The sequence below is a fragment of the Kocuria sp. NBRC 114282 genome (assembly GCF_030268385.1).
GTDB lineage: Bacteria > Actinomycetota > Actinomycetes > Actinomycetales > Micrococcaceae > Kocuria > Kocuria palustris.
The window spans coordinates 667,194-693,668 of record NZ_BSQO01000001.1; the positions used below are offsets into that span (position 1 = coordinate 667,194).

Here is a 26,475-nt window from a genome sequence, read left to right on the forward strand (position 1 = left end):
GGGTCAGGACGAGTAGCGCTGCAGGAAGGCGGCCATGGCGTCGCGGTGGGTCTGATCCAGCGGGCGGAAGGTGCCGTCGTTCCAGCCGGTCGTGATGCCCTGGGCGCTCATCCAGTGGATCTCCTTGTAGAAGGCCGAGCCGGGGCGCACGTCCTTGAACGAGGAGGTCTTCGGTGCGGTGTAGGCCGGCGATCCCGACATGCGGTAGAGCAGCGCGGCGGTGGCGTTGCGGTCGATGTCGTTCAGCGGGCGGAAGGTGCCGTCGGACCAGCCGGTGAGCAGGCCCTTCGAGCGTGCCCAGGTGATCTCCTTGTAGAAGGCCGAGGACGGGGACACATCCTTATAGGGGGAGACCTTGGGCGGGGTGTAGGCGGGCGAGCCGGCCATGCGGTAGGCCACGGCGGCCATCGCGTTGCGGTCGATGTTCTGGGTCGGGCGGAAGGTGCCGTCCGACCAGCCGGTGAGCAGGCCCTTCGACTTGGCCCAGCTGATCTCGGAGGCGAAAGGATGGTCGCCCGGCACATCGGCGAAGGGCCCGGCAGGGACGGTCTTGCGGGTCGCCTGGGGCTTCACGGCGGAGCTGGTGGTGGGCTTGGCCGTCGTGGATGAGGTGACCGACGAGCGGGCGTCGGAGGGGCCGTAGCCCGAGGCATAGCCGTAGCCGTCGACGACCGAGACGATCCGCCAGGGCTGCCCGGTGCGAGCAAGGTTCCCGTCGGCGATCGTGACGCCGATGCCGATCACGTCGATCTTGGGGGAGAGCAGCACCTTGTTGTGATCAGGGGAGTTCTTCCACCAGGTGACGAGGGCCTTGGGGTTGATCGAGTACTCGAGGGCCGTGATCTCATTCATGGCGTCCACGCCGGCGCCGCGTCGGGGATCGGAGACGAAGTTCAGGGAGTGGCTGACGTACTCGGCACGCACCACTCGATCGGACTCGTCCTGGGCGATGCCGGTGATCGTGGAGGAGTAGCGCACGGGCTTGAGGCCGCGAGCCGTCCGGTAGGCATTGATCTCGCTGAGGATCTGCTGCCGGTAGCCGTCCTTCTGGGACGAGGCCACGCTGACGATGTCCTGGGAGGCGGCCTGGGCGGGTGCGGGCCCGAGCATCACGGGCAGGGCCGTGAGGGCCGCGGCGGCCAGCGCTGCGCCGGCGAGTCGATGGCGAACGGAACGGGTCATGGGTCACTTCCCTTGCTGGCACGGACGATGTGCCGTCTGAGCGGTTGCATCTGGTTCCGGACGCGGGAGCGCGTCCGGGTGGTGCTGCGTCCGTGACGGGGAAGAAGCCTCGGGGCAGAGCGTCGGGGCTCGCAGTCGCGCGGGTGACGGCTGCGAGCCGGGCGGGAGCGGCTGCGGCAGGGGGTCCTGCCGCAGCCGCGATGGTCAGCGGGTCCTGACGGCGCCCGAGCACCGGGCGGGCGGGCACCGTCAGGGGTCAGTTGGCAAAGCGGTAGAGGAAGGCGGCCATGGCGTCGCGGTGGGTCTGGTCCAGGGGTCGGAAGGTGCCGTCGTTCCAGCCGGTCGTGATGCCCTGGGCGCTCATCCAGTGGATCTCCTTGTAGAAGGCGGATCCGGTGGGGACGTCCTTGAAGGAGGTGGTCCGCGGTGCGGTGTAGGACGGGGAGCCGGCCATGCGGTAGAGCAGCGCTGCGGTGGCGTTGCGGTCGATGTCGTTCAGGGGGCGGAAGGTGCCGTCGGACCAGCCGGTGAGCAGGCCTTCGGAGCGGGCCCAGGTGATCTCCTTGTAGAAGGCCGACTGCGGGGTCAGGTCCTTGTAGGGGGAGACGCGCGGCGGGGTGTAGGCGGGGGAGCCTGCCATGCGGTAGGCCACGGCGGCCATGGCGTTGCGGTCGATGTTCTCGGTGGGGCGGTAGGTGCCGTCGGACCAGCCGTTGAGGTACTTCTTGTTCTTGGCCCAGGTGATCTCGGTGGCGAACTGATTGCTGGCGGAGACATCGCGGAACGGGCCGGCGGTCGTGGGCGCGGTCGTCGGAGCCTTGCCGCCGATCGGGCGGTAGTTCGGGTTGATGGCCAGGTCGCGCAGCTTGGCGGCGCTGCCGCCGAACACGTTCGAGTCGCCGGAGAACGGGCCGGTCTCGGAGTATTGCCAGATGTCGTAGGTGCTCCAGCCGTTGGGCATGACTCCGGGGGAGCCGGTCCAGCGCGCGATCATCAGCGGGTGGTCGTTGAACCGAGCAGTGTTGCCGGTGCAGGTGGCCCACCAGTCGGTCGTCGAGTAGATCGCGGGCAGACGGCCCGTGCGCTTCTCGTAGCGGTTCGAGAAGCTCTCGATCCAGTTGACCATCTCCGACTGGGAGAGATTGAAGCAGATGTTGCCGTAGGCTGGGTACGGGTTGTACTCGATGTCCAGCAGGCCGGGCAGCGTGCGGCCGTCGGCGGACCAGCCGCCGCCGTTGTCCACGAAGTAGTCCGCCTGCGCAGCACCGGTGGAGGTGCGGGTCGGCACGGCGAAGTGGTAGGCGCCGCGGGTCATCCCGGCCTGATAGGAGCCGATGTACTGGCTGTCGAAGGCGGACGAGGTGTAGGTGGTGCCCTCGGTCGCCTTGACATAGGCGAAGCGGGCGCCCATGGAGTACTCCCGCGTCCAGTTCACCGACGGCTGCCATCCCGAGACATCCATGCCCTGGATGCCGGAGGGCTGCCAGGCGCTGCCGAGCACGCTCAGCGACATGGCGCCGATGGGACCCGAGGTGGACGACGCGGAGGCGGTGTCCTCGGGATCGGGAAGGTCCCCGCCCTCGATCTGCTCCATGGTCTCCTCGGAGTCCTCCGAGAGGTGCTTGGCCTCCTCGACCGTCTTCTGGTACTGGCCCATGGCGGCACCGGGAGTGTCATCACCGGTGCTCGGAGCGGACTGCGGCAGCTCGGGGTCGTCGTAGGAGGCCACGGCCTCGTCGTCGTAGGAGACGACCTCGCCGTCGACCAGGGGCAGCTCGCCCGCCGGGGCGCCCGCATCGGTGGTGCCGGTGGCGGGGGACTCCTCGGCGTGGGACGGGACGGCGGTGAGAAGGGAGGTGATGGTCAGAGCCGTCAGGGACAGCACGGAGCAGGTCGCGGTGTGGCGGGGGGAGGGAGACACGCGGGGCCTATCTGTTCGCGGGGGGGGGGCATCCGCGACGCACCCGGGCGCGCGGACGCCTCAAAGCATAAGCGAGTCTCGGGTTATTTATCAGGTCGTTATCAGCAATTTCTGGGGAATCACGATACAAAGGTGTATCGCTACTGATCGCGCGCATCTGCGCAGATCACGAACAGATCAATAACAGGTTGGGGGACAGCCGCGCGATGCCGCGGCAGACGCCTCGAGGCCGCGCCGCCGGTACCGGTGGCGCGGCCTCGAGGAGGTCGCCGGAGCGGGATCGGAGCCGGCGGCCAGTGTCGCCGAGCTCACGGCGTCCGCGCTGGGCTGAGACTCAGTAGGCGCCTTCGTGGGCGAAGACGGCCTTCACGGTGCGCAGGAGGATCAGCAGGTCCTCGAGCACCGACCAGTTCTCGACGTAATAGAGGTCCAGGCGCACTGCCTGCTCCCAGTCGAGGTCCGAGCGTCCCGACACCTGCCACAGGCCCGTGATGCCGGGCTTGACCCGCAGGCGGCGGTGCACGTACGAGTCGTACTTGCTGACCTCGGAGTCCAGCGGGGGACGGGGTCCCACGAGCGACATGTCTCCGCGCAGGACGTTGAGGAACTGGGGCAGCTCGTCGAGGCTGTAGCGGCGCAGCACCTTGCCGGGGCCGGTCACGCGGGGATCGTCCTTCATCTTGAACAGGACGTCGCCGCCGGATTCGTTCTCCGCCAGCAGGGCCGCCTTGCGCTCCTCGGCATCCGTGTACATGGACCGGAACTTGAGCATCTTGAAGTGCGTCCCGTCCAGGCCCACGCGCTGCTGGCGGAACAGGACGGGGCCGCGGTCGTGGGCCTTCACCGCCAGAGCCACGACCAGCATGATCGGCGAGAACGCGATCAGCGCTCCCAGCGCGCCCACGATGTCGACCAGGCGCTTGAGGATCCGTCGCGAGCGGGTCATGCGCGGGGTGGCCACGTGGATCAGGGGCAGACCGGCGACCTGCTGCGTGTGGATGCGGGGCCCTGCGATGTCCGTGAGCCCGGTGTTGAGCACGAGTCGCACGTGGGCATCGGCGAGGTACCAGGAGAGGTGGCGGATCTCGGCCGAGGTCAGCGGCGAGCTGTTGGTCAGCACCAGCGTCTGGATGCGGTGGCGGCGCACGGCCTCCAGGATTCCGGAGACCGAGGGGGTCTGGTCGGGGGCCAGGGCATTGGGGATCTCGATCTCCTCGAGATTCGAGGGCATCTGCTTGCGCGTGGTGGGGGCGTAGACCGCCACCGGGTCCAGCCCGGACTCGACGTGCGCGCGCAGCGACTCGGCAGTCTCGAGGGCGCCGCGACGACGGCCCACGATCATGGTGGGCGCCATGGCCTCGCCCGCGCGACGGCGGCGGATCAGCTGGGAGCGCAGCATCACGCGGCCCAGGATCAGCAGCGCCGCACCGGCCGGCAGAGCCACGAGCACGTAGCCGCGCGCCACGGGCAGCGCCAGGGCGTAGGAGACGATCGCCACGGCGCTGAAGACCATCAGGGTCGCGGTGAGGACCTGCCGGGCCTCCTCCATGCCGCTGCCGATCAGGCGCACGGCTCGGGTACCGCGCAGATCCAGCGCGCACCACCACAGCAGGCCGATGATCAGGCCCACCACGAGGTAGTGGATGCCGAACCGGCCGATGATCAGCTCGGCCTGGGCATCGGGGAGGCTGAAGCGGGCCACCTGTGCCAGCACGAGCGTGACCACGATGGCCAGGGCGTCCACGATCCGCATGCGGGTGACGTATCCGGTGCGCCACTGCTGCTCCGTGGCGGTCGGCAGCGGGCGGGACGGGGCATCCGGGGTGGGGATGATGCGGATGGGGCCGGTGGTCGGCTCCCCGCCGCTGCCGTCGGGCCGGCGGGGCAGAGGGGCAGGGTCGTGGCGCGCAGACCCCTTGTGCTCCGTGGTGGCCGCGGGGCCTGAGCCCGCGCCCTGCGACGGGTGCGCGCGGCGCTGCGAGCGGTACTCCCGGGCGGTCGTGCGGCGATCGGTCTGCGGCGATGTGCCGAGCGACCTGCTCATGGATGATTCCTCCCCCTGGTGGAATGCACCGAGGCGATCGCGCCTGGTCCCTGATCGTCGCCGCGGCACTGCCGCGGGTACGTCGTGCGATGACGGCGCCGTCGAAGGGCCACGCGCTGCTAGGGGCGTCCCGATGCTTTCCTGCGATGCTGATGCGGGTCAGCGCCCGCGACCCGCTCGGAATCCGCCGTCCCCACGGCTGATCTCGAGCGGGTGCGCGAGCATCCCACAGGCCCATCCTACAAGTCCGGAGCCCGATATGGGTGTTCTCTGCTGTGGTCTCTTGGTCGGGGCCTCGAGCGAGCCGGGGGCAGCTCGAACCGTGTGACATGGGGCGATGTCCGCATTCCGGGGTCGTGAGCGCAGGCTGGTATGCTGTGCGGGCTGCCGAGGCGAGGGGAGCGCGCGGGTGAGATCCCGCGGACTCCCGTGATCGACGAGGCTGGTACCTGCTCTTCCAGCGCATCCGGAGCTCGAGGCTCGCGGATCCAGCGCGCGGGATGATCCGATCGGATGCCTCGCATTCGTGTCCGGAAAGCCGTGGAGGCTGAAGGTCCCGGTCGCTCGCCGATCGGCACCGATGAACCACCACGAGAACCCGTTGCATCAGGAGGAGCCACCATGGCTGATACCACCAAGGTCCCCGGCGAGGTCCGCACCGACTTCGGCAAGGGCTACGCCCGCCGCATCCGCCAGGCCGACAAGATCCCCGCCGTCATCTACGGCGCCGGTCACGATCCCATCCACGTGTCCCTGCCGGGCCACGACATGATGCTGATCTCCCGCAATGCCAACGCCGTGATCGAGGTCCTGGCCGATGACGGCCAGAAGCACCTGGCCATGCTCAAGGACGTCCAGCGCCACCCGATCCGCCCGGAGATCTACCACATCGATCTGCTGACGGTGAAGCGCGGCCAGAAGGTCGAGGTCGACCTGCCGATCAACGTCACCGGCGAGGTCGACCCCTCCGCGATCTACACGCAGGAGGAGACCACTCTCACCGTCATGGCCGACGCCCTGAACGTCCCGGAGCAGGTCGAGCTCGACATCGAGGGCCGCACGCCGGGCGAGCACGCGCTCGTGTCGGACATCGTGGTGCCGTCGGGCGTCGAGGTCCTCACCGACCCCGAGACCATGGTCATCAACGTCTCCGAGCCCATCGAGCAGGATCTCGGCGAGGAGCCGGAGGACGAGGAGACCGAGGGCGCCGAGGGCGAGTCCGGCGAGGAGTCGGGCGAGTCCGAGGGCGGCGAGGCTTCCGACGAGGAGTCCTCCGACTCCGAGTGATCCCCCTGTGCGCCCGGCTCCGGCCGACGGCGCGCCGGATCCCGATGGCACCCCGTCCGCGCGACGGGGTGCCATCGTCGTCCTGGCGCGCGAGCGGGCAGGATGGACCGAGCGCACGGTGTGCGCCACGGACACGATGACGACGACGAGCACTTCGAGGAGCAGCCCCGCATGACGACCGATCGCTGGATCGTGGTGGGACTGGGCAATCCCGGTCCCCAGTACGCGGCCACCCGCCACAACGTGGGCCAGATGGTGCTGGACGAGCTCGCCGGCCGCACCGGAGGCAGCTTCTCGGCGCACAGGTCGCGGGCCCAGGTCATCGAGACCCGCCTGCGCCCGGGCGGCCCGCGCCTGGTGCTGGCCAAGCCGCTGACGTACATGAACACGTCGGGCGGGCCGGTGAGCGCGCTGCTGAAGTACTACGACGCCACCGCCGAGCAGCTGATCGTGGTCCACGACGAGCTCGACATCCCCTTCGATACCCTGCGCCTCAAGCGCGGCGGCGGCGAGGGCGGGCACAACGGGCTGCGCGACATCTCCAAGGCCGCGGGCACCAAGGACTACCTCCGAGTGCGTGTGGGCGTGGGGCGTCCTCCGGGGCGCATGGACACCGCGGACTACGTGCTGCGCCCGTTCGGCTCGGCCGAGGCCAAGGACCTGCCGCTGCACCTGGACCGGGCGGCCGATGCCGTCGAGCGGATCATCGACGACGGCCTCACCGCCGCCCAGAACGCCTTCCACAGCTCCTGAGGCTCCGCTGGGCCGTCGGAGCCCTGGACTACCGTGGATAGTCCGTCCCGCGCCTCGTGCGCCGGACGGGCCCGACGCGATGGAGGCATTTCGACATGGACACCCCGAACGGACCCCTCGACGACGCCGAGGCTCGGCGCCTGGCCGCCGACTTCCCGATCCTGCAGCGCGAGCTCGACGGCCGCAGGCTGGTCTACCTGGACTCCGGGGCCACCTCCCAGCGCCCCGTCAGCGTGCTGGATGCCGAGCGCTCCTTCCTGGAGACGTCCTACGCCGCCGTGCACCGCGGCGCGCACACCCTGGCCGTCGAGGCCACGGACGCCTTCGAGGACGCTCGCCGCACGGTCGCCGGCTTCGTCGGCGCGCAGGAGGAGGAGATCGTGTGGACCTCGAACGCGACCGAGGGCCTGAACCTGCTCACCTACGCCTTCTCGAACGCGACCGCAGGCTCCAACGGTGCCACCGAGGCCTCGCAGCGCTTCCGTCTGGGGCCCGGCGACGAGATCGTGATCACCGAGGCCGAGCACCACGCCAACCTGGTGCCGTGGCAGGAGCTGTGCGCTCGCACCGGAGCCTCGCTGCGCTGGATCCCGGTCGATGACCGGGGGCTGCTCGATCTCGAGTCCCTCGAGGAGGTCGTGACCGAGCGGACCAGGGTGCTGGCCTTCGCCCACGTCTCCAACGTCACCGGCGCCGTCCACGACGTCTCCGCGCTGGTCGCGGCGGCCCGCCGGGTGGGAGCGCTCGTGGTGCTCGACGCCTGCCAGTCGGTGCCGCACCTCCCGGTGGACTTCCATGCCCTCGACGTCGACTTCGCCGTGTTCTCCGGGCACAAGATGCTCGGGCCCACGGGCATCGGCGCGCTCTGGGGCCGCCGCGAGCTGCTCGAGGCGCTGCCCACCTTCCTGACCGGCGGGTCCATGATCACGCGGGTCACCATGGAGTCCAGCGAGTACATGCCGGCCCCCACCCGGTTCGAGGCCGGCACCCAGCGCATCTCCCAGGCGGTCGCCCTGGCGGAGGCCGTGCGCTTCCTCGAGGGCATCGGCATGTCCCGGATCGAGGCCCGCGAGGCCGAGCTCGGCCAGCGCCTGGCCGCCGGCATCGAGCAGCTGCCCGGAATCCAGCTCGTGGGCCCGCCAGCCGGGGAGCCCCGCGTGGGCCTGGCCTCCGTGGTGGTGGACGGCGTGCACTCCCACGACGTCGGCCAGCTGCTCGACGTCGCAGGGGTGGCCGTGCGCGTGGGGCACCACTGCGCCCAACCGCTGCACCGGCGGCTCGGCACCGCGGCGACCACACGGGCCAGTGCCTACGTGCACAGCACCACGGAGGACATCGACCGGTTCCTGGAGGAGCTGGGGAAGGTGCGAGCCTACTTCCGGGTCGACGAGGACACCAGCGCCGCCAGCAGCGGGAAGGAGAGAGCATGAGCGAGCTCGATCAGATGTACCAGGAGGTGATCCTGGACCACTCCAAGCGCCGCGTCGGCGAGGGCCTGGCGGCCGAGATCCGGGAGCTGCCCGGCAAGGACGCCGTCACGGAGCCGGTGGGGCAGGAGAGCGCCGCCGGGGCGGACCACGAGTACAACCCCACCTGCGGCGATGAGATCCGGCTGCGGGTGGGCCTGCGCGGTGAGACCGTCGAGTCCGTGACCTGGGAGGGCGATGGCTGCTCGATCTCCATGGCCGCGGCCTCCGTGCTCTCGGAGATGGCGCCCGGCTCGTCCCTGGAGCAGCTGCGCGAGCAGCTGGACGCCTTCCGAGAGATGCTGCACTCGCGCGGTCGCATCGAGCCGGATGTCGAGCTGCTGGGCGATGCCGCGGCCTTCGCCGGCGTCTCGCGCTTCGTCGCCCGGGTGAAGTGCGCGGCGCTGGGCTGGGTCGCGGCCGAGAAGGCGATCGAGCGGGCTCAGGCCGGGCAGCAGGGCTGATCGCCGGGTCCGCGCTCGTCTCTCACGACGACGGCGCTGCACCTTCCATCTGGAGAAGGTGCAGCGCCGTCGTCGTCGGTGCGCGGAAGCGAGCGCGCCGATCAGCCCATGGTGTCCACCTCGGCGCCCTCGTCGCGCAGCTTCTTGTAGTGGCGGTTGCGAGCCACGAGCAGGCCGCCGCCTGCAAGCGCGGCGATCGTGGAGCCGAAGAGGATGCCGACCTTCGCATGGTCGTTGTGCGGGGAGCCGATGCCGAAGGACAGCTCGGCGACCAGCAGCGAGACCGTGAAGCCGATGCCGGCCACCATGGCCAGGCCCGCCATGTCGATCCACTGGTAGTCGCGGTCCTTGCTGGCAGGGGTGAACCGGTCCATCAGCCAAGCGGAGCTGAAGACGCCGATCATCTTGCCGAAGACCAGTCCCAGCACGATGCCGACGGCCACGGTGTCGGTGGCCGCCGAGCGGATGCCCTCGACGCCTCCGACGGCCACACCGGCGGAGAAGAAGGCGAAGATCGGAACGGCCAGTCCGTTGGACAGCGGGCGGAAGCGGTGCTCGAGGGTCGGGGCCAGGCCCTGGGCGGGGTCCTCGTCGTTGATCACGTGCGGACGGGTCTTCAGCACAGGCGTCGCGAAGCCGAGCAGCACGCCGGCGATCGTGGCGTGGATGCCGCTGTTGTACATCAGGATCCAGACCACGAAGCCCAGGGGCAGCAGGATGACCCAGGCGGCCCAGGCCCGCGCCATGAAGAACGAGGCGAAGCGGTGGGTCAGCACCCAGTACACGGCCAGCACGGCGAACGAGGCCAGCAGGGGCAGGAAGCTGAAGCCGTGGCTGTAGAAGATGGCGATGATGACGATCGCGATGAGGTCATCGACCACGGCCAGCGTCAGAAGGAAGGTGCGCATGGCCACCGGCAGCGCGGAGCCCACCACGGCCAGCACCGAGACGGCGAAGGCGATGTCCGTGGCGGTGGGAATGGCCCAGCCCTGAATGGTCGAGGGGTCCGAGCCGGCGGTCAGGTTGAGCACCGCGTAGATGATCGCCGGCACGGCGGCGCCGCCGAAAGCCGCCACGATCGGCACGGCGGCCTTGGCCGGATTGCGCAGCTCGCCGTCCACGAAGGAGGCCTTGAGCTCCAGGCCGGTCAGGAAGAAGAAGATCGCCAGGAGCCCGTCGGCGGCCCATTCGCCGACGGTGTGGGTCAGCCCGGGGACGGAGTGGATGCCCACCTCGGCATCGCGCAGTCCGAAGTAGAAGGACTCGGCCGGCGTGTTGGCCAGCACCAGGGCGGCCACCAGCGCCACGAGCAGCAGCACGCCGCCCACCAGGTCCTGGCGCAGGGCATGTCCGAGACGGAGCAGAGGCGATCTGCTGGCTGACTGGGCTTGGGACATCGGGGACCTTCCGTGCGGCATGGCATCGACCCGTGCTGGGCACCGGCCGCGGATCGGGCCAGTCTACGACCGCAGTTGCCTGCGTCGCGTCGAAGTGCCGATGGCGCCGGAGATGACGACGCCCCGGGACCCTGCTGCGTGGCGGGGTTCCGGGGCGCGCAGCCGGTGCGGCCAGGACAGCCGCCGGGCGGGTCAGTGCGAGGCGATCCAGGCGTCGGCCTCTCGGGACTGCAGGCTCAGGGCCTTGCCCACATAGGGCTCGGCGGCCGAGGCGACCTTGCCGCCGACCAGCGGGATGTTGGCCTTGACGGTGACGTCCACGGCGACGTCGGTGGTCTCGCCCTTGGCGGTCAGGGTCTGCGTGCCGGAGCCCGAGACGGGCATGCCGCCCACGGAGACCTCGGTCTGGATGTCGCGGGAGCCGTTGTCGCGAGGACCGGACCAGGTATCGACCTGGGTCACGGTGAGTCCGCCCTTGACGAACTTCTTCGCGATGTCCGGCAGCTTCTCCGCGCCCATGCTGCGCACGATCGTGACCTTGAACGGACCCGAGGTGTCGCCCTCGACGTTCTGGGACACCAGGGTCGCGCCGCCGCGCTCGGCGACATGGCGGTTGAAGGCCTCATCGGTGAAGGTCTCGATGACCTTCTCGACGGGGGCATTGATGGTCTGGCTGGCGTTGACGGCCATGGGACTCCTCCTGCTGGGACGACGACGGGAGCTTGGTCGAGCACGCGGCGACCGCGCCTGGCCGAAAATGCGGTGGGGCCGATCGCGCACTGTCATTCATCGGCCATTCTACGGCGAGACCTGGGACGGCCCTCGACGCGAGCCGGAGATCGACAGGTGAGGGGACGTCCCTGCGCATCTGTGGGGTCAAGTGGAGGTCCCGAACGCCGAGTCCGAGCCGCTCGACGCGTAGAGTCGCTCGCCGGGGTCGTCGCTCGGGGGAGCGGGCCTCGAACATCTTCATCCGGCGTCGCAGCGATCGAGGGGCTCGATCCGCGGCGCTGTTCTGAGCCGGGTCGATCCGCCCGGCCGCTAGGGGGAACCGCATGGAGCACAGCCCTGCCATCGACGTCCTGCACGTCGTCGAGGCATTCGGCGGAGGCGTGGCCGCAGCCGTGCGCGACTACGTCCGGGATCTGCCCGAGGCTCGTCACCACATCGTGTGCCGGCTGCGCCCGGAGGCCGAAGCTCTCGGAGCGCAGTGGCGCCAGGACTTCGCCTCCGTCACCGCCATCACCGGCGGTCAGCTGGGTGCGGTGCGCACCGTCCGCGAGACCATCCGCGAGCTGCATCCGGCCGTCGTGCACTCGCACTCCAGCTACGCCGGAGTGTGGGCCCGCGTCGCCGGCATCGGGCTCGACGGCTTCCGCTCGGTCTACACCCCGCACGCGTGGGCGTTCGCCCGCGAGGACAAGTCGCGGCTCGAGCGCGCGGCATTCCGCGGCGTCGAGCGCGTCCTGCTGCACCGCACGGACGTCCTGGCCGGCTGCTCGCGCGCCGAGCTGGCGCCGGCGCGCGCCTGGCGTTCGGACGTCGAGCTGGTCCACGTCCCCAACATCGCCGAGCTCGAGGCGGACTCGACCCCCACTCTGGTGCAGCAGCCCTCGGATCCTCGAGGCCTCCTGATCGTGGGCTCGGGTCGCCTGACCGCGCAGAAGGACCCCGCGTGGTTCCGCGCTGCGGTCCGCGCGGTGCGCGCAGAGGGCCACCCCGTGCGCGCGCTGTGGGTCGGCGGCGGCGACGAGACCATGCAGGCGGATCTGGAGTCCGCCGGCATCGAGGTCACGGGGTGGATCCCTCCTGCACAGGTCGAGCGCCACCTCGCGGAGGCCGATCTGTACCTGCACACGGCGGCCTGGGAGGGCTTCCCGATCACGGTCCTCGAGGCCGCACAACTGGGGCGGCCCATCGCCGTGCGCTCGATCCAGGCCTTCCACGAGGTGTCGCTGCCCGTCGTGCTCGATCGGCCCTCGGATCTCGCCGAGCGCTGGGAGCGGATCGCTGAGCACGCCACTCGCGAGCAGATGGTCTCTCAGCAGGACCGGGCACTGCGCGAGAACTGCGCAGGTGTCCAGCACGACAGGCTCGCCCAGGCCTACGGGCTCGAGGTCCGGCCGTGGGGCGTGGGCGGACGCGGCGCTCCGGGGCGGCAGAGCGCGACGCAGATCGTCGACGGGGTGACGCGCGAGACCAAGGGCTCCGCGGAGCTGGCAGGATATGCCGGTCCGAGCCGCTGATCCGCGGCTGGGCTGATCGAAGGAGCTCGCCATGTCCGCTGCGCCGCAGGCCTCCCGCCGCGTCGTCGCGGTGGGCTGCGACATCCAGGCCCACGGGCCGGTGGCGGAGGCGATCGAATCTTTCGGCCCGGCCTACCTCCGTCGTGTGCTCCACCCCCAGGAGAGGGTCGGCCTGGATGCGCCGGCGGAGGGGGCCGCACCCGATCCGGAGCTCACGGCGCGTGTGGCCCTTTTGGTGGCGCTCAAGGAAACTGTCATGAAATGTCTGGACCTCAGCGCCTCAGATCCGATTTCATGGACTGACATACGATGTGCACCGATCCGACGGCGATCCTCCGCCGAGGGGACCGGATCCGAGGAGCAGACCGCTCATCGGGTGCAGCTGCATGGATCGGCCGCGCTCCTGGCGCGGCGACGGGGGATCCGCAGCTTCCTGGCAGTGGCCTCGACCACCGTGCCCGCTGCGCGCACTGCGCAGACGGGGGAGACGGTGGTCCTGTCCGCGACGGCGAGAGCCGTCGCGCTGTCGGGACGGTCACCTGGGGGGAGGATCGAGGCGGGGACGGCCCCGGGGACGCTGGATGCGTCCCGGAGGCCGGGGGATGCCGCGAAGTGCCGCTCGGCGGTCCGCGGCATGCCGGCCGGGGCTCAGCACAGGGGAACGGGGAATCCGCACGGCGATGTTCTGCCGGCGGAGGGGCTGCGGGCAGCAGTCGCAGCCGCTCCCGCACAACAGGGGGACCCCTCAGGTCCCCCGGAAGAATCGGGGAGAAGCAGAATGAGCAGCACCGAAGAGATCATCGCCGAGGTCCGTCAGGTCGTCGCGCAGCATGCGCATCTGGCCCGCGACGCCGGCTCGCTGGCCGAATCCGACAGCCTCTACGCGGCGGGGATGACCTCGCACGCCTCCGTCAATGTGATGCTCGGGGTGGAGGACGCCTTCGACCTCGAGTTCCCGGAGCAGATGCTGACCAAGGAGACCTTCGAGAGCCTCGAATCCATCGCCGCCGCCGTGCGCACACTCGAGGAGCAGCAGTGAGCGCCCCGACACGCGAGAACCGCAGCGGCTCCGGCGAGGACATGCAGCGCAGGGACTGGTCCGAGCGGATCGACGCCGTGGTCGCGGCCGCAGCGGCTGCGGCAGCCGACGTCGACGCCCAGGGTCGATTTCCCCAGGAGATGCTGGACGCCGCGCGCGAGCAGCTGATCCTGGGCGCTCACGTGCCGGCCGTGCACGGCGGCCTGGGCCGTTCGATCACGGAGATCTGCCGGCTGGTGGAGGCCCTGGGTGCCGTGTGCGCCTCCTCGGCCGCGGTGATCGCCATGCACTTCAGCCAGGAGCTGTGCCTGACCCGCCACGTGGACCTCGAGGAGGACACGGCCCTGTCGCGCTTCACCTGCCGGGTGGCGGCGGAGCAGCTGCTGCTGGCCTCCTCGACGACCGAGAAGAACATCGGCGGCGACACGCGCACGTCGTCGTGCGCGGTCGTCGCCCACGACGACGGCAGCGTCACCGTGGCCAAGTCGGCTCCCGTGATCTCCTACGGGCGCTTCGCCGACGCGATCCTGGTGACGGCGCGCCGTGATCCGGAGGCACCGGCCTCCGAGCAGTCACTGGTGGTCGTGCCGCGCGAGCACCTGAGCCTGGAGCGCACCAGCGAGTGGGATGCCCTGGGCCTGCGCGGCACCATGTCCGAGGGCTTCGAGCTGGAGGGCACAGTGTCGGCAGACATGGTGCTGCCGGTCGACTTCGCGACCATCTCCGCACAGACCATGCTCCCGGCATCGCACACGCTGTGGGCGTCGTCCTGGCTGGGCCTGGCCACCGGAGCCGGTGCCGTGGCTCGGCGCTTCATCCAGAAGAAGGCCCGCTCGAACCCCGGGACCACGCCTCCGGGAGCCCTGCGACTGGCCGAGCTCGAGGTGCGGATCCAGTCGATGATCGACACCGTGCGCAGCTCGATCGCCCGCTTCGAGGAGGCCGCCCATGATCCCGAGCTGGCCACGTCCATGCACTTCGCGATCGCCATGAACACGCTCAAGGTCTCGACCTCCGAGTCCGTGCGCGCGATCGTCTCCGAGGCCATGGTCATCGTGGGCATCGCCTCGTACTCGAACACCGGCCCGTTCTCGCTCGCTCGCTCGCTGCGCGATGCCATGGGGCCGTCGCTGCAGGTCAGCAACGACCGCATCCTGAACAGCAGCGCCTCGCTGCTGACCGTCTCCAAGGGGCGGGCATGAGCGGCGGGGCGCAGGCCGGGATGCCGCAGCCTCCCGCGGAGGAGATCTCCCAGGAGCAGCGCTTCGAGGCCGAGCTGCTCCAGGCCGGGTGGCTGCTGCCCACGCTGGGACAGGGGATCACGGGCACCGGGGCGGTGATGGAGGCCGTCGTGCAGGGCCTGATCCTGGCCGCGCGCGAGCGAGCCGTGGACCTGCCCCGCCCCGGTCGGCTCGAAGCCGTCCGCTTCCCGCCGGTCAATGCCCGCAGCCTGCTCGAGCGCACGGACTACGTGGCCAGCTTCCCGCAGCTGCTGGGAACGATCGACACCTTCGAGGGCGACACGAAGGCCCACCGGCGGCTGCTGGCCGACCGCGAGGCCGGGCAGCCGTGGGACGGGCACATGTCGACCAGCGGCTATGCGCTGGTGCCGGCAGCCTGCCACCCGCTCTACGGCGCCCTGCAGCTGGGCTCCGCCCGGGGCGAGGTCGATGGCACGGTGTACTCGCTGATCGGCGACTGCTTCCGCAACGAGCCGTCGCCGGACCCCATGCGCTTCGTCTCCTTCCGCATGCTCGAGTTCGTGCTCGTGGGCACGCCCGAGCAGGCACTGGCCCACCGTCAGGCCATGCTCGAGCTCGGCTCGGGGCTGCTGCGCGATCTGGGGCTGGATGTCGAGATCGAGAGCGCCAACGACCCGTTCTTCGGCCGTGCCGGCGTGATGCTGGCCAAGGGGCAGCTGCAGGCCGAGCTGAAGTTCGAGATCACGGCACCGGTCTACGGCACCCACCGCACGGCGATCGCCTCCGGCAACTACCACGAGGACCATTTCGGCGCCGAGTTCGACCTGCATGGCGCCGACGGCTCGATGGCGCACTCCGCGTGCTTCGGCTTCGGCCTGGAGCGCGTGGCGCTGGCGCTGGCGCGGGTCCACGGCACCGAGCTGATGGCCTGGCCCGAGCAGGTGCGGGCCCTTCTCGGCCTGCCGACGGGGGAGACCGGATGACCGCGACGACCTCCGCCGCCGGACTCGGGGTCGCAGCGCTGAGCCCTGAGGGCTTCATCCAGCACCCGCTGCACCGGGACGAGTCCGTCTGGTCGAACACGAATTGCTACCTGGACGTGTGGATCGAGCTGCTGCACGGTCTGGGGCATGCACCGGAGCCGCTGTTCGCAGCGGCTGTCGCGGCCACGGCCCAGGCGACGCAGTTCGAGTTCCTGAAGGTGGATCACCGCGACCTCGAGGAGGTCACCGGGATCCGGGTGGGCGAGCACGACATCTGGCTGGGACTGCAGGAGCAGGTCATGCTGCAGCTGGGCCTCGGGAACCCCATGCTGATCGAGGCCGATGCGTTCTGGCTGCCGGACACCCGAGGCGTGTCCTACGGGCAGGATCACACCAAGACCTCGATCGTCGTGCTGCATGTCGATCCCGACACGCGTGGGCTCGTCTACCTGCACAACGAGGGGCTGCACCGGCTCGACGGCGCGGACTTCGACCACGTGCTGGGCGCGGGCCGCAGCCAGGGGATCGTGCCCTCGCCCTACACCGAGCTGATCTCCCTGGAGGGGCTGCGCGGCCCGCAGGACGTCGACGCCGCGGCGCAGACCCGGCGCCTGCTGCGGCTGCACGCCGCCCGGGCACCGCAGACGAACCCGGTCGCCGATCTCATGGAGATCCTCCGCTCGCGCCTCGCCTGGCTGGGGGAGAACGGGATGGAGGGCTACCACGCGCTGTGCTTCGAGACCACGCGGCAGCTCGGCGTCGTCTCCATGCTGGCGGCCGCCGCATGCCGGCATGCCGAGGTGCCCGAGCTCGAACCGGCCGTCGAGGCCTGGACCGCCGTCTCGGAGGAGGCCAAGGGCATGCAGTTCCAGCTGGCTCGGCTCGCCCGCGGCCGGGGCTCCTCGGCCCTGGCGGCCACCATGGACTCCGCGGTCGAGCACTGGGCGCAGGCGGCGGAGGCGCTGGCCTCCTGGGCCGCCGACGGCGGCGGGTCCGAGTCCGCCTCATGAGTCCCGACCCGCTCGTGGACGACCCGCTCGGCACAGGCTCGGGCGGCGTCGCCCTGGGGAGGCTGAACTGGACACTGCACGGGACGGAGTCCGGGGCGATCGGCTGGACGGGTCCCTGGGAGCAGGCCGAGGCCCCGGTGCTGCGCGCGGGCGGGGTCTCGATCCTGAGGCCTCGGCTCGAGGAGCTGTCGCAGCTGAGCCTGCCCGCCTCCGTGCCGGGAACGCTCGCCGCCGCCCTGCGCGATGCGGGGCGCGAGCCGGTGGCGCAGCCGGATGACCGGGACTGGTGGTGGCGCGCCGACCTCGAGCTGCCCTCCGGCGAGCCGCAGGGGCAGTGGGAGCTGAGCCTGCGCGGGGTGGCGACCGTCTCCGAGGTCTGGTGGGACGGCCGGCGCGCCGCGACATCGGCGACCGGGCTGGACGACCTGGTCGTGCACCTGACGGCGTCGCCGGGCCGTCATGAGCTGGCGATCGTGTGCCGCGCCCTGTCCCTGCTGCCCGTGCCGCGCCGGCCTCGAGGACGATGGCGCTCCAGCCTCGTGGCGGATCAGTCGCTGCGCTGGCGCCGGACGCCGCTGATCGGTCGGATCCCGTGGGCCGGCACCTCTCCCGTCATCGGGCCCTGGGGGCAGGTCTCCCTGCTGCCTGTGCCGCAGCACGGGATCGAGCTGACGGGCGTGCGCACCGAGCTCGATGCGGACCTTCGCAGCGCGCGGGTGCTCGTGGACTGCATGGCCGAGCGCGGGGGGCACCTGGAGCTCGCCTGCGCAGGCGCCGTCACGGCTGTCGAGGTCCCTGCGGGTGAGAGCCGGGTGCGACTCGAGGTGCGTGAGCCTGCGCTGTGGTGGCCGGCGACCCATGGCGAGCCCGCGCTGCACGAGCTGACCGTGCGCGCCGGATCCCGTCCCGGACAGCTGCAGCCGCTGGCCCGGCGCAGCGTCGGATTCCGCCGCCTGGAGGCGCAGACCGACGACGGCGGCTTCCGGCTGATCGTCAACGGCCGCCCGGTCTTCGCCCGCGGCGCCGTCTGGGCGCCCGTGGACCCGCTGAGCCTGGGCGCAGCGGCCGAGAAGATCGAGCGCACGGTGCGAGCCATGGCCGCTGCCGGCGCCAACATCCTGCGGATCTCCGGCACCGGAGCCTGGGAGTCCCCGGCCTTCTACGAGGCCTGCGACCGGTTGGGCCTGATGGTCTGGCAGGACGCCATGCTGGCCACCCTCGATCCACCGGAGGATCCCGAATGGCTGGGGCTGCTCGAGGCCGAGCTGCGGACCTGGCTGCCGCGCCTGGGGGCGCACCCGTGCCTGGCGGTGGTCTCCGGCGGCAACGAGGTCCTGCAGCAGCCCGTGCTGTGGGGCCGCAGCCCGCAGGAGATGACCATGACCGCGATCGACGAGCTGATCCCGCGCCTGAGCGCCGAGCTCGTCCCGCAGGCCGTGCACGTGCCCACGAGTCCGTGCGGCGGGCAGCCGCCCACCCGCCCCGATCAGGGGATCTCCCACTGGTTCGGCGTGGGCGCCTACCGCCGGCCGCTGACGGACGCCCGCCTCAGCGGCGTGCGCTTCGCGGCCGAGGCCCTGGCCTTCGGGTGCCCGCCCCGCCCCGAAGCGATCGAGGCCGCCTTCGGCTCTGCGACGGCCGATCACGACGAGGCCGCCCGCGCGGCATGGTCCGCGGCGGCGGCCCGGGATCCGGGGGCCGAATGGGACTTCGAGGACATCGCCGCGCACTACGCCCGGCGCTGGATCGCTCCGGGGATCGAGGCTGACCGCGGTGCCACGGGATTGGTGGCCGATCATCCCGGGGACGTGGACTGGGAGGGGCTCGTCCGCGAGGAGCAGCTGCGGCTGGAGCGCGCGGCATCGGCCCGGGCCGTGGAGCGCACCCTGGCCGATCTGCGCCGCCCGGGGTCGCGCTGCGACGGCGTGATCATCCTCGCGGCCCGGGACCTGGTGCCGGGGGCCGGCTGGGGGCTGCTCGACTCCGAGGGCCTGCCCAAGGCCACCTGGTACGCCATGCGCCGTGCCTGCGCCCCGGTCGCGGTGCTGCTCACCGACGAGGGGCTGGCCGGACTGCACGCGCACGTGGTGTGCGACCGCCCGCTGCGGCTGCGGGGAAGGCTGCGGCTGCGGGTCTGGACGCGGCAGGGCGTGCTCAGCCACGAGACGCACTGCGACGTGTCGATCGACGGCCCCGGGTCCGTCACATTCGTCGTGGAGGACGAGCTCGGCGGCTTCCTGGATCTCGATCGGAACTGGGGATTCGGCGACCGGCAGTGGGAGGCGCTGGCGGTGGATCTGCAGGTCGGACCGGATTCCGATCCGGTCGGGCCGGACAGCGCACTCAAGGCTGTCCGCCTCTTGGGGGGCGAGAGCCGCGACGCTCTGGCCGACCTGCGGACGGAGCCGACGCTCGGGAGACAGGACGATGAGTCGTCATACGAGCGCCGTGCCGGCGAGCCCGGCTATCGTGCCCGGAGCGGGCAGCTGAGGCTGAGCTCGGCGGCCGCATCGTCGTCCGTGCGCGTGCCCTGCGGGGCAGGCCGCATCCCGCTGGACGAGGGCTTCGACCTGGAGCCAGACGGGATCCGGGACGTCGCGCTGGTCGAGGCGAGCGCCTGGCCGCCCGTCGTCGTGTCTGGTCGCACGACGACCGGCGGCTGAAGCGGCAGGGGAGCCGCTGTCCCCTCTTCCGGGGCCGGAATGGGGGAGCGGGTCGGGTGGGGCGAGGGATCGCCGTGGCCGGGCCCGGTCGAATCGTTTGGGGGAGAGATGCTCGAAGGACAGCCCACATGGGCGGGAACCGGCCGAGAGGCCGTGCTGGCGTGGATCCACGCGCCCGAGGACGGGACGAGCCGCGGCATCGTGGTGCTCGGCCAGCCTGTCGGACGCGAGCAGGTGCTGTCCCTGCTGGCGGTACGGCGGCTGGCCGTGCTGTTGGCGCGGCGCGGCTACACGGCCGTCCGCTTCTTCTGGCGCGGCACCTCGGATTCGCAGCCGCTCTACGGGGACCCCGATCTCGTCGGACGCTGGCAGGACGACGTCCGCACCGTGATCTCCCACGTCCGCGAGTCCCGCGGCCTGCCGCAGGTCCCGGTGCACGCGATCGGCTACCGGATCGGGGCGGCACTGCTGGCCAGCATGTCCGGGGAGCTCGGCACCGTGGTGGCCTGGGAGCCCGTGGGCGGCAGCGCCTTCGTGCGGCAGTGGACCCGCATGCGCGCGGCGCTGGCCTCCTCCACGCCGCAGCGCGACGGCGAGGCTGATCTTCTGAGCCTGACCCTGACCCGTGCCCAGGCCGAGAGCCTCAGCGGGCTGCCCGCCCCGAGCCCCGAGAACGCAGCGATCGTGAAGGAGAAGGACCGCCGACGGGCGAAGGCCATGTACGCCGTCGAGCCGTTCGACACCCATCTGCACGACGACGTCCTCGACCTGGTCATGGATGCCCTGCCGGAGCACCAGCCCGTCCAGGGCGGGCTCGTCTCGGCCCCGGTGCGCGAGATCAGCTGGGACGACGAGCACGGCGTCCGACTCCACGAGCGCCTGGTCGATGTCGGCCCTGAGCCGCGGGTGGGCATCGTGACCTGGGCCGAGGGCTCCCTGCAGTCCCGGGACGAGGCCGCAGGCGAGGACCCGAGGGCCGATGCGCTGTGCTGGCGGGGGCCGGGCCTGATCGTCTCCGGGGGAGGCCCGGACGGACGAGCAGGCGGCGGGGAGTGGCCCTATGCCGCCCGCGAGCTGGCTGCCGGCGGCTTCGTGGTGCTGCGCTGCGACCGTCCGACCGTGGCGGACTCCACTCCGGTGGATGAGCTGCAGGCCAGCAACTCCTACACGCTGCGCTCGGCGGTGGGGCTGCAGGACATGGTCCAGTGGCTTCGCGACCACGGCTGCGCTGAGGTCCACGCGGGGCTGCACTGCGCCTCGGCCTGGGCGGCCTGCCTGGGCGAGCTGCACGGCCGTCCCGTGCTCTCCGACTCGACCACGCTGATCGGGCATGCCGAGTGGAAGATGGACCTCTCCTGGTGGGAGGGCCTGCGCCTGGTCTACGACGCCGACCTCCCCGCGGTGGAGCGCGCGAAGGCCCGCAGCGCCTACCTGGGCATCGCCGACGACTCCGCGCTGCCCGACGTCGCCGACACGGCGGCCGGCGACGTCCCGTCGGAGGGGCCGGCCGATGGCGCAGCGGCGAAGGCCTCCCCGGTCTCGGCACTGGTCAGGATCGCGGCTCGACGCCTGCGCGAGCGAGACCTCCGGGGGCTGAAGTCCGAGATCCGTCCGGAGATCGTGCGATGGATGCGGTGGGAGATGCCCTACCCGCTGTGGCTGCGCCTGAACCGCTCCCGCCGCGTGATCGGCCCGGAGTCCGTGCTGGAGCCCATGGCGGCCCGTCAGCCAGTGCACGTCGTCAACGGCCGTGACGACATCGAGCGCTGGGAGCAGACCCGCGCCGACCGCGCGGTGCGCGAGCTCGCCCAGCGCGGGCTGCCCCTCAGTGAGCGGCGTCTGGAGCACATGGACCACTCGCTGCTCACCAGCGAGTCCCATCGGCTGCTGGTCGCCTCCCTTCGCAGCGCCCTTCCGGCGCCGGATGCCGGAGCACCCGCGGGAGGGGCGCGGGTCTCGTGAGCCCGGCGCAGGGATCTGCCAGGCCGGACAGCCCGGCCGGTGCCGAGCGCCGTGGTGCGAGCACGAGGATCGAGCAGACGTGGATCCCCGTCGGCGACGACCGGATGGTGCACGGCGAGGAGGCGCGAGGCCGCGTGGTGGAGGCTCCGGCGGCGGCGGGCGTCCTGGAGAGCCCCGTGAACGGCAGGGCGCGCGCGGCCGTGCTGGTCGTGGGACCGCTGGGACGCGAGCGCGTCGTGTCCACGGCCGCGATCGCCGTGCTGAGCCGGGAGCTGGCGGGAGAGGGCTGCCTGGTGCTGCGGCTGGGCCTGCGCGGCTCGGGCGACTCCCACGACCTGCCCGGAGACGACGTCCGCTCGGCCTGGCGCGCTGATGTGCGCGCATCCGTGAACGAGCTGCGGCGGCGGGCGCCGGGGCTTGCCGTGCACGCCGTGGGCCTGCGCCTGGGGGCGGCCGTGCTGCTGGACGCCTGCACTGCGGCTGACGAGCCGGCACAAGAGGGCGCCGCAGCCGGTGACGGCCCCGACGCCCGGCCGCTTCCGGAGCTGGAGCGAGTCGTGCTGTGGGAGCCGCAGGGCGGTCGGGCGCAGCTGCGTCGCGACCAGGCTCTGCGTCGGGTCAGCGTGCCCAGGCCGACGGCGGACGAGGGCGCCGAGGTGAGCGGAATGCTGTGGAGCCGCGAGCAGGCCGAGTGCCTGCGGACCCTGCCTGACCCTCGGCGCGGCCCGCTGCCCTCGGATCGGTGGAGCATCCGCGAGGAGGAGGATCGGGAGGCCGCCGAGATGCTGTGGGGCGTGGGCTCGGAGTTCGCGCGAGTCCCGCGGACGGCCGTCCACGAGATCGTCGAGCTCCTGACGGCTGCGGATCCGCTGGAGCCTCCGCTGAGCACTGAGGCGCAGCGGGCCGTGGACATGGAGCCCAGGGCGAGCGCCGCGCTGACAGTGCCGGACTCGTCCGGAGCGTCGCAACGGGTGATCGAGACCTTCGTGCGCGTGGCCGACGGCCGACCGGCAGTGCTCAGCGCTGCGGAGGATCGGCCGACGGGAGGCGGGCGGCGCCGTCAGCCCGAGACGGCCGTGCAGCTGATCGCGGCGGCCTCCGAGCCCTCGGACGGCCCCACGGGCCTGTGGACCAGTGCGGCGCGGGACCTGGCGGGAGAGGGCATGACCGTGCTGCGGGCCGAGCGCCCGGGCTGCGGGATCCTCTCCGACGCGAGCCTGGACACCATCCCCTCGCCCTATGACCCTGCGACGCTGCGCGCCGTCGGATCGGATGCCGCCTGGCTGACGCGGCGCACGGGCCTGCCCGTGACGGCGGTCGGGCTGTGCGTCGGCTCCTGGCTGGCGCTGCGCAGCGCGAAGCGGACCGTGACGCGGCGGGTGATCGCGGTCAACAACGTGGCCTGGCGACCCGGGACCGGCTACTACGACCTGCTCTACGCCGAGCGGGACACCTGGGAGAACGCCCCGCGCGGCTTCACGGAGTCCCTCGCACGGGAGGCAGGGGGAGCGCAGCAGCGGCCGACGTGGTCCGCGGGCGTGCGCGACGTGCTGCGTCGTCGGCTGCGCGGACTGCGCGGCGCCGTCGAGACGCACGCCCCCGCCCCGGCCCGGCACCTGCTGGCCCTGCTCGGGATCAGCGACGCGGTCTCGAGCATGCTCGTCCTGCCCGGTGGAGCGCGTGAGATCGATCTCATCCTGGGCGCCGAGGACCTGGCCGAGTTCCGCGAGGCCCGCGGCGACTGGGGCGTGCGCATCGCGCGACGGCTCGGACGCACTGTTCGGGTGCACGATGTCCCCCCACTGGACCACGCCCTGCTTGCAGCGTCCGGGCGGGCGGAGGTGCGTACGATGCTCCGGGACATGCTCGTATCGGACGGCCGCGATGGGGATCGCGCCGCGCCGACGGCATCGGGGGATGCCGAGACCACGTCCTGACCACGTGCGATCTCCGCCGTGGCGCAGCAGCCGCACCTCGCGCAGGGGTCCCTTCTCCCCTCGCTCATGAGGACCTCGAGGTCCGCACCCGTCCAGGAGGACCGTCCGCATGGCCAAGCACCGCCTCGAAGGCCCCGCCTCCGGGCCCCTGCGCCGTCATCGGCGCCGGGAGCGCAGCGCGTCCGCGCCGCTGCCCGCCGAGACGGCTGCAGACGAGGTCCGCGGAGGCCAGGAGCCCGAGGCCGACACCTCGGCCGACACAGGATCGGAGCGTCTCGGGCAGAACATCCTGTGGAACTACCTCTCCGGCTTCACCTCGATCTTCGGGCTGCTGCTGCTCTACCCGCTGGCCGTGTCCATCGTCGGCGCGCCGTCCTACGGCCTGTGGGTCCTGGCGATCGGCGCGATCCAGATGCTGACCATGACCGACTTCGGGCTGGGCTCCGGGATCGTGCGCACCCTGACCGGGATCGCGGAGGGCCCGGGCGCCTCGTACGAGCGACGGCGCTTCGTGACGGCGGCGATCCTGGTCTTCGTGCTGCTCGGCGCGGGGCTGACCATCGTGTACCTGCTGGCCTTCCCGCTGTACCTGGCAGCCGTCGATGTCCCGGACCAGGACCAGCACGCGGTGATGCCCATGACCGTGCTGGCCGGCTGCACGCTGTTCGTCTCCATGGTCGGCCGCGGCCTGAACTCGGTGCTGTGGGGCCTTAACCGCCCGGACATCGAGCGCAAGGCCGCCGTCGTGTCGATCATCCTGCGGGCCCTGGGCTACGGGGCCGTCCTGCTCACGGGCAGCGGGCTGATCGGGATCGTGGTGGTCGAGTGCTTCTCGCTCATGCTGCCGCCCTTCGTGTGCCTGTGGGCGGTGTGGCGGCGCTTCCGGGCTCCTGTGCTCGATCGTCGCCTGTGGGCAGATCACGGGGCCCCGCTGCTGCGGCTGTCCTCCGTCATGTCCATCGGCTCGCTGGCCCTGCTGGGCGTCTACCAGCTGCCGCTGTTCCTGGTCGGGCCGACTCTGGGCCTGGCGGCGGCCACGGCGTTCGGCGCCCTCATGCGCGTCTACCAGAGCTGCCGCCTGATCGTCAGCTGGATCACGATGCCCTACGGCTATCCGCTGCGCGTGGCCGAGGGGGAGCAGGCCTCGCACGTGCTCAAGAGCTGCCAGACGCTCACCCTGGGCATCGGCATGCTCATGGGCGCGGCGCTGTTGAGCATCCCCACGGAGCTGATGACGGCGTGGATGGGCGACGACTTCGCCTTCGCCGCCATGGGCCTGGCCACGCTGACGATCGGCCTGATCGCCGAGGCGATCAACCAGCCGGCGAGCATGGTGATGACCCTTCGCGGGTCGGCGCTTCGGGCCTCGCTGATCAACCTGGCGATCCTGGTGCTGACGCTGCCCGCCGTGTGGCTGGCGACCAGCACCGGGGACATCGAGTGGGTCATCCTCGGCACCGTGGCCCCGTCGCTGCTGCTCAGCGCCGCGCAGGTGATGGGCGCGAACCGGGACCTGCCCTACCGGATCCAGGGCCAGGACCTCAGGCGCTGGGCCGTCATGCTCGCGGGAGCGCTCGCCTACGTCGCGTTCGCCGTGCTGGTCGCGCGGCTGCTGCCGAGCTGGCCCACGATCCTCGTGGTCGGGGCCGGTCTGGCGCTGATGGCCGTGCGCATGATGCGCACCGTGCGCGCCGACGGGCAGATCGTGGCCGAGGCCGCCGAGCAGGCGGCCCGGGACGAGGATCCGTCCCGGGCCGAGGGCCCCTCACCCGATGAGGGCTCGGATCAGGCGACCCCGACCAGATCTCGGTAGATGCTCCGGTAGCGGGCGACGGTGCGCTCGATCCCGAAGCGCTCGCCGCACAGCTGCCACGCCTGGCGGCGCAGCTGTGCGCGCTGCTGCGGGGAGCGCTCGAGCAGCCACAGGAGCCGCTCGGCCAGCGCGCGGGGGTCTCGCGGCGGGCAGAGCAGGTGCTCGTCGACGGCCAGCAGCCCGGCATCGCCGGCGTCCGTGGTCACGACCGGAAGCCCCTCGCTCAGCGCCTCGATCCCTGCCATCGGCAGGGCCTCGGTCGAGCTCGAGAAGACCAGGGCGTCGGCCGCCCGCAGCTCGGAGCGCACATCCGAGATCGTGCCGCACAGCTCGACGCTCCCCTCCAGCCCGAGCTCCCGGCGCCAGGAGGTGAGCTCGTCGTTGTCCTCGTCCACGCCGTTGCCGGCGCAGCGCAGCGTGGCGCCGGGGAGCCTCTCGTGGACCAGCGCCATGGTCTCGAGCAGGGTGCGATGGTCCTTCGCCGGGGCGAAGCGACCCAGATGCAGCAGCCGCTGGCCCCCGGGATCGGGGGAGGGGGCGGGGGCCGTCGCGGTCCCGTTGACGATCACCGGCATCTTCTCGGCCGGGAACGTGTAGCCGAACTCGGTGGCGACCCTGCGCGCCGACGGCGAGCAGGCCACGACCGCATCCATGCGGAAGGACGTCTTGGCCGCGGCCTGCCACGCGAAGCGGGCGACGGCGGAGGACGAGCCGTCCTGGCTCGAATGCTGCGTGGACACGCGCGGGCGGCCGTGCGGGGTCAGCGCGCTGAGCAGGTCGGACTGCTGCAGGTGCGAGTGCACCACGTCGATCTCCAGCCTGCGGACCATGCGCAGCAGATGCGCTGCGGCCCGCGCCGGCACGAGGTCCTTCCGGGACATGCCCACGTGCTCGACCGAGCTGGCCGCCTCCTCCAGCCGGTCGCTGAGCCCGCCGCGGCCGAGCAGCACCAGGATGTGCGCCTCGTCGCTCGGGTCCCGGTGGCGTGCCAGAGCCTCGACGAGGGTCTGGGCGCCGCCGGTCTCGGCGTCGTTGATGACATGCAGAATGCGCATTCTCGTCCTGTCCTCGTGAGGTGAAGGGGTGATGCCGGGGCGGACGTGCAG

General features: G+C 71.6%; 19 protein-coding genes and 1 pseudogene. 14 read left to right on the plus strand and 6 right to left on the minus strand.

The window, feature by feature from the left end:
• Positions 1-3 precede the first annotated feature (3 nt).
• The 3 genes from QSJ40_RS03090 to QSJ40_RS03100 form a co-directional block, all read right to left on the minus strand.
• Positions 4-1,182, minus strand: a complete 1,179-nt coding sequence (locus QSJ40_RS03090) for a CAP and S-layer homology domain-containing protein (protein WP_006214193.1) — start codon at positions 1,180-1,182, stop codon at positions 4-6.
• Positions 1,183-1,438: 256 nt separating this feature from the next.
• Positions 1,439-3,103, minus strand: coding sequence for a GH25 family lysozyme (locus tag QSJ40_RS03095; protein WP_171004201.1), 1,665 nt, complete (start codon positions 3,101-3,103; stop codon positions 1,439-1,441).
• Between the two features lie 334 nt (positions 3,104-3,437).
• Positions 3,438-5,147 carry a sugar transferase gene (locus QSJ40_RS03100; protein ID WP_058871753.1) on the minus strand — a complete coding sequence of 570 codons (1,710 nt, stop codon included), beginning with the start codon at positions 5,145-5,147 and terminating at the stop codon, positions 3,438-3,440.
• Between the two features lie 621 nt (positions 5,148-5,768).
• Here QSJ40_RS03100 and QSJ40_RS03105 point away from each other — a divergent pair.
• From QSJ40_RS03105 to sufU, 4 genes are all read left to right on the plus strand, one after another.
• Entirely contained in the window at positions 5,769-6,434 is a 666-nt protein-coding gene (locus QSJ40_RS03105) for a 50S ribosomal protein L25/general stress protein Ctc (RefSeq protein ID WP_285728629.1), read from the plus strand.
• A gap of 171 nt (positions 6,435-6,605) precedes the next feature.
• Positions 6,606-7,187: an aminoacyl-tRNA hydrolase gene (gene pth, locus QSJ40_RS03110; RefSeq protein ID WP_137802793.1), complete on the plus strand. Its 582-nt coding sequence runs from the start codon at positions 6,606-6,608 to the stop codon at positions 7,185-7,187.
• Positions 7,188-7,282: 95 nt separating this feature from the next.
• Positions 7,283-8,617, plus strand: coding sequence for a SufS family cysteine desulfurase (locus tag QSJ40_RS03115; protein ID WP_137802794.1), 1,335 nt, complete (start codon positions 7,283-7,285; stop codon positions 8,615-8,617).
• Positions 8,614-9,117: a Fe-S cluster assembly sulfur transfer protein SufU gene (sufU, locus tag QSJ40_RS03120; RefSeq protein WP_006214199.1), complete on the plus strand. Its 504-nt coding sequence runs from the start codon at positions 8,614-8,616 to the stop codon at positions 9,115-9,117. Before QSJ40_RS03115 ends, sufU begins: the two co-directional genes overlap by 4 nt.
• Before the next feature lie 101 nt (positions 9,118-9,218).
• Here the strand turns inward: sufU and nhaA are convergent, their stop codons facing one another.
• Both nhaA and QSJ40_RS03130 read right to left on the minus strand, forming a co-directional pair.
• Positions 9,219-10,514 (minus strand): Na+/H+ antiporter NhaA, encoded by a 1,296-nt coding sequence (gene nhaA / locus QSJ40_RS03125; protein ID WP_137802795.1) that lies wholly within the window; start codon positions 10,512-10,514, stop codon positions 9,219-9,221.
• A 192-nt stretch (positions 10,515-10,706) separates the two neighbouring features.
• The gene (locus QSJ40_RS03130) at positions 10,707-11,204 is read right to left on the minus strand and encodes a DUF2505 domain-containing protein (protein ID WP_006214201.1); all 498 of its coding nucleotides are present in this window, start codon (positions 11,202-11,204) and stop codon (positions 10,707-10,709) included.
• Between the two features lie 365 nt (positions 11,205-11,569).
• Here QSJ40_RS03130 and QSJ40_RS03135 point away from each other — a divergent pair, with 365 nt between their 5' ends.
• From QSJ40_RS03135 to QSJ40_RS03175, 10 genes and pseudogenes are all read left to right on the plus strand, one after another.
• A complete protein-coding gene (locus tag QSJ40_RS03135) occupies positions 11,570-12,760 on the plus strand; it encodes a glycosyltransferase family 4 protein (protein WP_006214202.1) in 1,191 nt (396 codons plus the stop codon).
• Positions 12,761-12,791: 31 nt separating this feature from the next.
• Positions 12,792-13,103 (plus strand): annotated as a pseudogene (locus tag QSJ40_RS12775) (4'-phosphopantetheinyl transferase family protein); the annotation flags it as partial.
• A gap of 435 nt (positions 13,104-13,538) precedes the next feature.
• Positions 13,539-13,799, plus strand: a complete 261-nt coding sequence (locus QSJ40_RS03140) for an acyl carrier protein (protein WP_006214203.1) — start codon at positions 13,539-13,541, stop codon at positions 13,797-13,799.
• Entirely contained in the window at positions 13,796-15,001 is a 1,206-nt protein-coding gene (locus QSJ40_RS03145; protein ID WP_137802797.1) for an acyl-CoA dehydrogenase family protein, read from the plus strand. Before QSJ40_RS03140 ends, QSJ40_RS03145 begins: the two co-directional genes overlap by 4 nt.
• Positions 14,998-15,984 (plus strand): class-II aminoacyl-tRNA synthetase family protein, encoded by a 987-nt coding sequence (locus tag QSJ40_RS03150; RefSeq protein WP_235586792.1) that lies wholly within the window; start codon positions 14,998-15,000, stop codon positions 15,982-15,984. Before QSJ40_RS03145 ends, QSJ40_RS03150 begins: the two co-directional genes overlap by 4 nt.
• A complete protein-coding gene (locus tag QSJ40_RS03155; RefSeq protein WP_137802798.1) occupies positions 15,981-16,994 on the plus strand; it encodes a DUF1839 family protein in 1,014 nt (337 codons plus the stop codon). Before QSJ40_RS03150 ends, QSJ40_RS03155 begins: the two co-directional genes overlap by 4 nt.
• Positions 16,991-19,657, plus strand: a complete 2,667-nt coding sequence (locus QSJ40_RS03160) for a glycoside hydrolase family 2 protein (RefSeq protein WP_137802799.1) — start codon at positions 16,991-16,993, stop codon at positions 19,655-19,657. The genes QSJ40_RS03155 and QSJ40_RS03160 overlap by 4 nt, the downstream gene beginning before the upstream one ends.
• A gap of 108 nt (positions 19,658-19,765) precedes the next feature.
• Positions 19,766-21,619, plus strand: coding sequence for an alpha/beta hydrolase family protein (locus tag QSJ40_RS03165; RefSeq protein ID WP_137802800.1), 1,854 nt, complete (start codon positions 19,766-19,768; stop codon positions 21,617-21,619).
• The gene (locus QSJ40_RS03170) at positions 21,616-23,556 is read left to right on the plus strand and encodes an alpha/beta hydrolase family protein (protein ID WP_137802801.1); all 1,941 of its coding nucleotides are present in this window, start codon (positions 21,616-21,618) and stop codon (positions 23,554-23,556) included. Before QSJ40_RS03165 ends, QSJ40_RS03170 begins: the two co-directional genes overlap by 4 nt.
• 109 nt (positions 23,557-23,665) lie before the next feature.
• A complete protein-coding gene (locus tag QSJ40_RS03175; protein WP_285728640.1) occupies positions 23,666-25,369 on the plus strand; it encodes a lipopolysaccharide biosynthesis protein in 1,704 nt (567 codons plus the stop codon).
• Here QSJ40_RS03175 and QSJ40_RS03180 read toward each other — a convergent pair.
• On the minus strand, positions 25,342-26,424 hold the full coding sequence (locus QSJ40_RS03180) for a glycosyltransferase (protein WP_285728641.1): 1,083 nt from the start codon (positions 26,422-26,424) through the stop codon (positions 25,342-25,344). The two genes, QSJ40_RS03175 and QSJ40_RS03180, sit on opposite strands and share 28 nt — an antisense overlap.
• Positions 26,425-26,475: the final 51 nt, after the last annotated feature.

Bases quoted from the DNA above. Each gene is read 5' to 3' on its own strand.
- QSJ40_RS03100 (WP_058871753.1), bottom strand. From the start codon at position 5,147: ATGAGCAGGTCGCTCGGCACATCGCCGCAGACCGATCGCCGCACGACC.
- QSJ40_RS03140 (WP_006214203.1), top strand. From the start codon at position 13,539: ATGAGCAGCACCGAAGAGATCATCGCCGAGGTCCGTCAGGTCGTCGCG.
- QSJ40_RS03155 (WP_137802798.1), top strand. From the start codon at position 15,981: ATGACCGCGACGACCTCCGCCGCCGGACTCGGGGTCGCAGCGCTGAGC.
- QSJ40_RS03150 (WP_235586792.1), top strand. From the start codon at position 14,998: ATGAGCGGCGGGGCGCAGGCCGGGATGCCGCAGCCTCCCGCGGAGGAG.
- QSJ40_RS03165 (WP_137802800.1), top strand. From the start codon at position 19,766: ATGCTCGAAGGACAGCCCACATGGGCGGGAACCGGCCGAGAGGCCGTG.
- QSJ40_RS03160 (WP_137802799.1), top strand. From the start codon at position 16,991: ATGAGTCCCGACCCGCTCGTGGACGACCCGCTCGGCACAGGCTCGGGC.
- QSJ40_RS03130 (WP_006214201.1), bottom strand. From the start codon at position 11,204: ATGGCCGTCAACGCCAGCCAGACCATCAATGCCCCCGTCGAGAAGGTC.
- QSJ40_RS03090 (WP_006214193.1), bottom strand. From the start codon at position 1,182: ATGACCCGTTCCGTTCGCCATCGACTCGCCGGCGCAGCGCTGGCCGCC.
- QSJ40_RS03175 (WP_285728640.1), top strand. From the start codon at position 23,666: ATGGCCAAGCACCGCCTCGAAGGCCCCGCCTCCGGGCCCCTGCGCCGT.
- QSJ40_RS03135 (WP_006214202.1), top strand. From the start codon at position 11,570: ATGGAGCACAGCCCTGCCATCGACGTCCTGCACGTCGTCGAGGCATTC.
- nhaA (WP_137802795.1), bottom strand. From the start codon at position 10,514: ATGTCCCAAGCCCAGTCAGCCAGCAGATCGCCTCTGCTCCGTCTCGGA.
- QSJ40_RS03180 (WP_285728641.1), bottom strand. From the start codon at position 26,424: ATGCGCATTCTGCATGTCATCAACGACGCCGAGACCGGCGGCGCCCAG.
- pth (WP_137802793.1), top strand. From the start codon at position 6,606: ATGACGACCGATCGCTGGATCGTGGTGGGACTGGGCAATCCCGGTCCC.
- QSJ40_RS03115 (WP_137802794.1), top strand. From the start codon at position 7,283: ATGGACACCCCGAACGGACCCCTCGACGACGCCGAGGCTCGGCGCCTG.
- QSJ40_RS03105 (WP_285728629.1), top strand. From the start codon at position 5,769: ATGGCTGATACCACCAAGGTCCCCGGCGAGGTCCGCACCGACTTCGGC.
- sufU (WP_006214199.1), top strand. From the start codon at position 8,614: ATGAGCGAGCTCGATCAGATGTACCAGGAGGTGATCCTGGACCACTCC.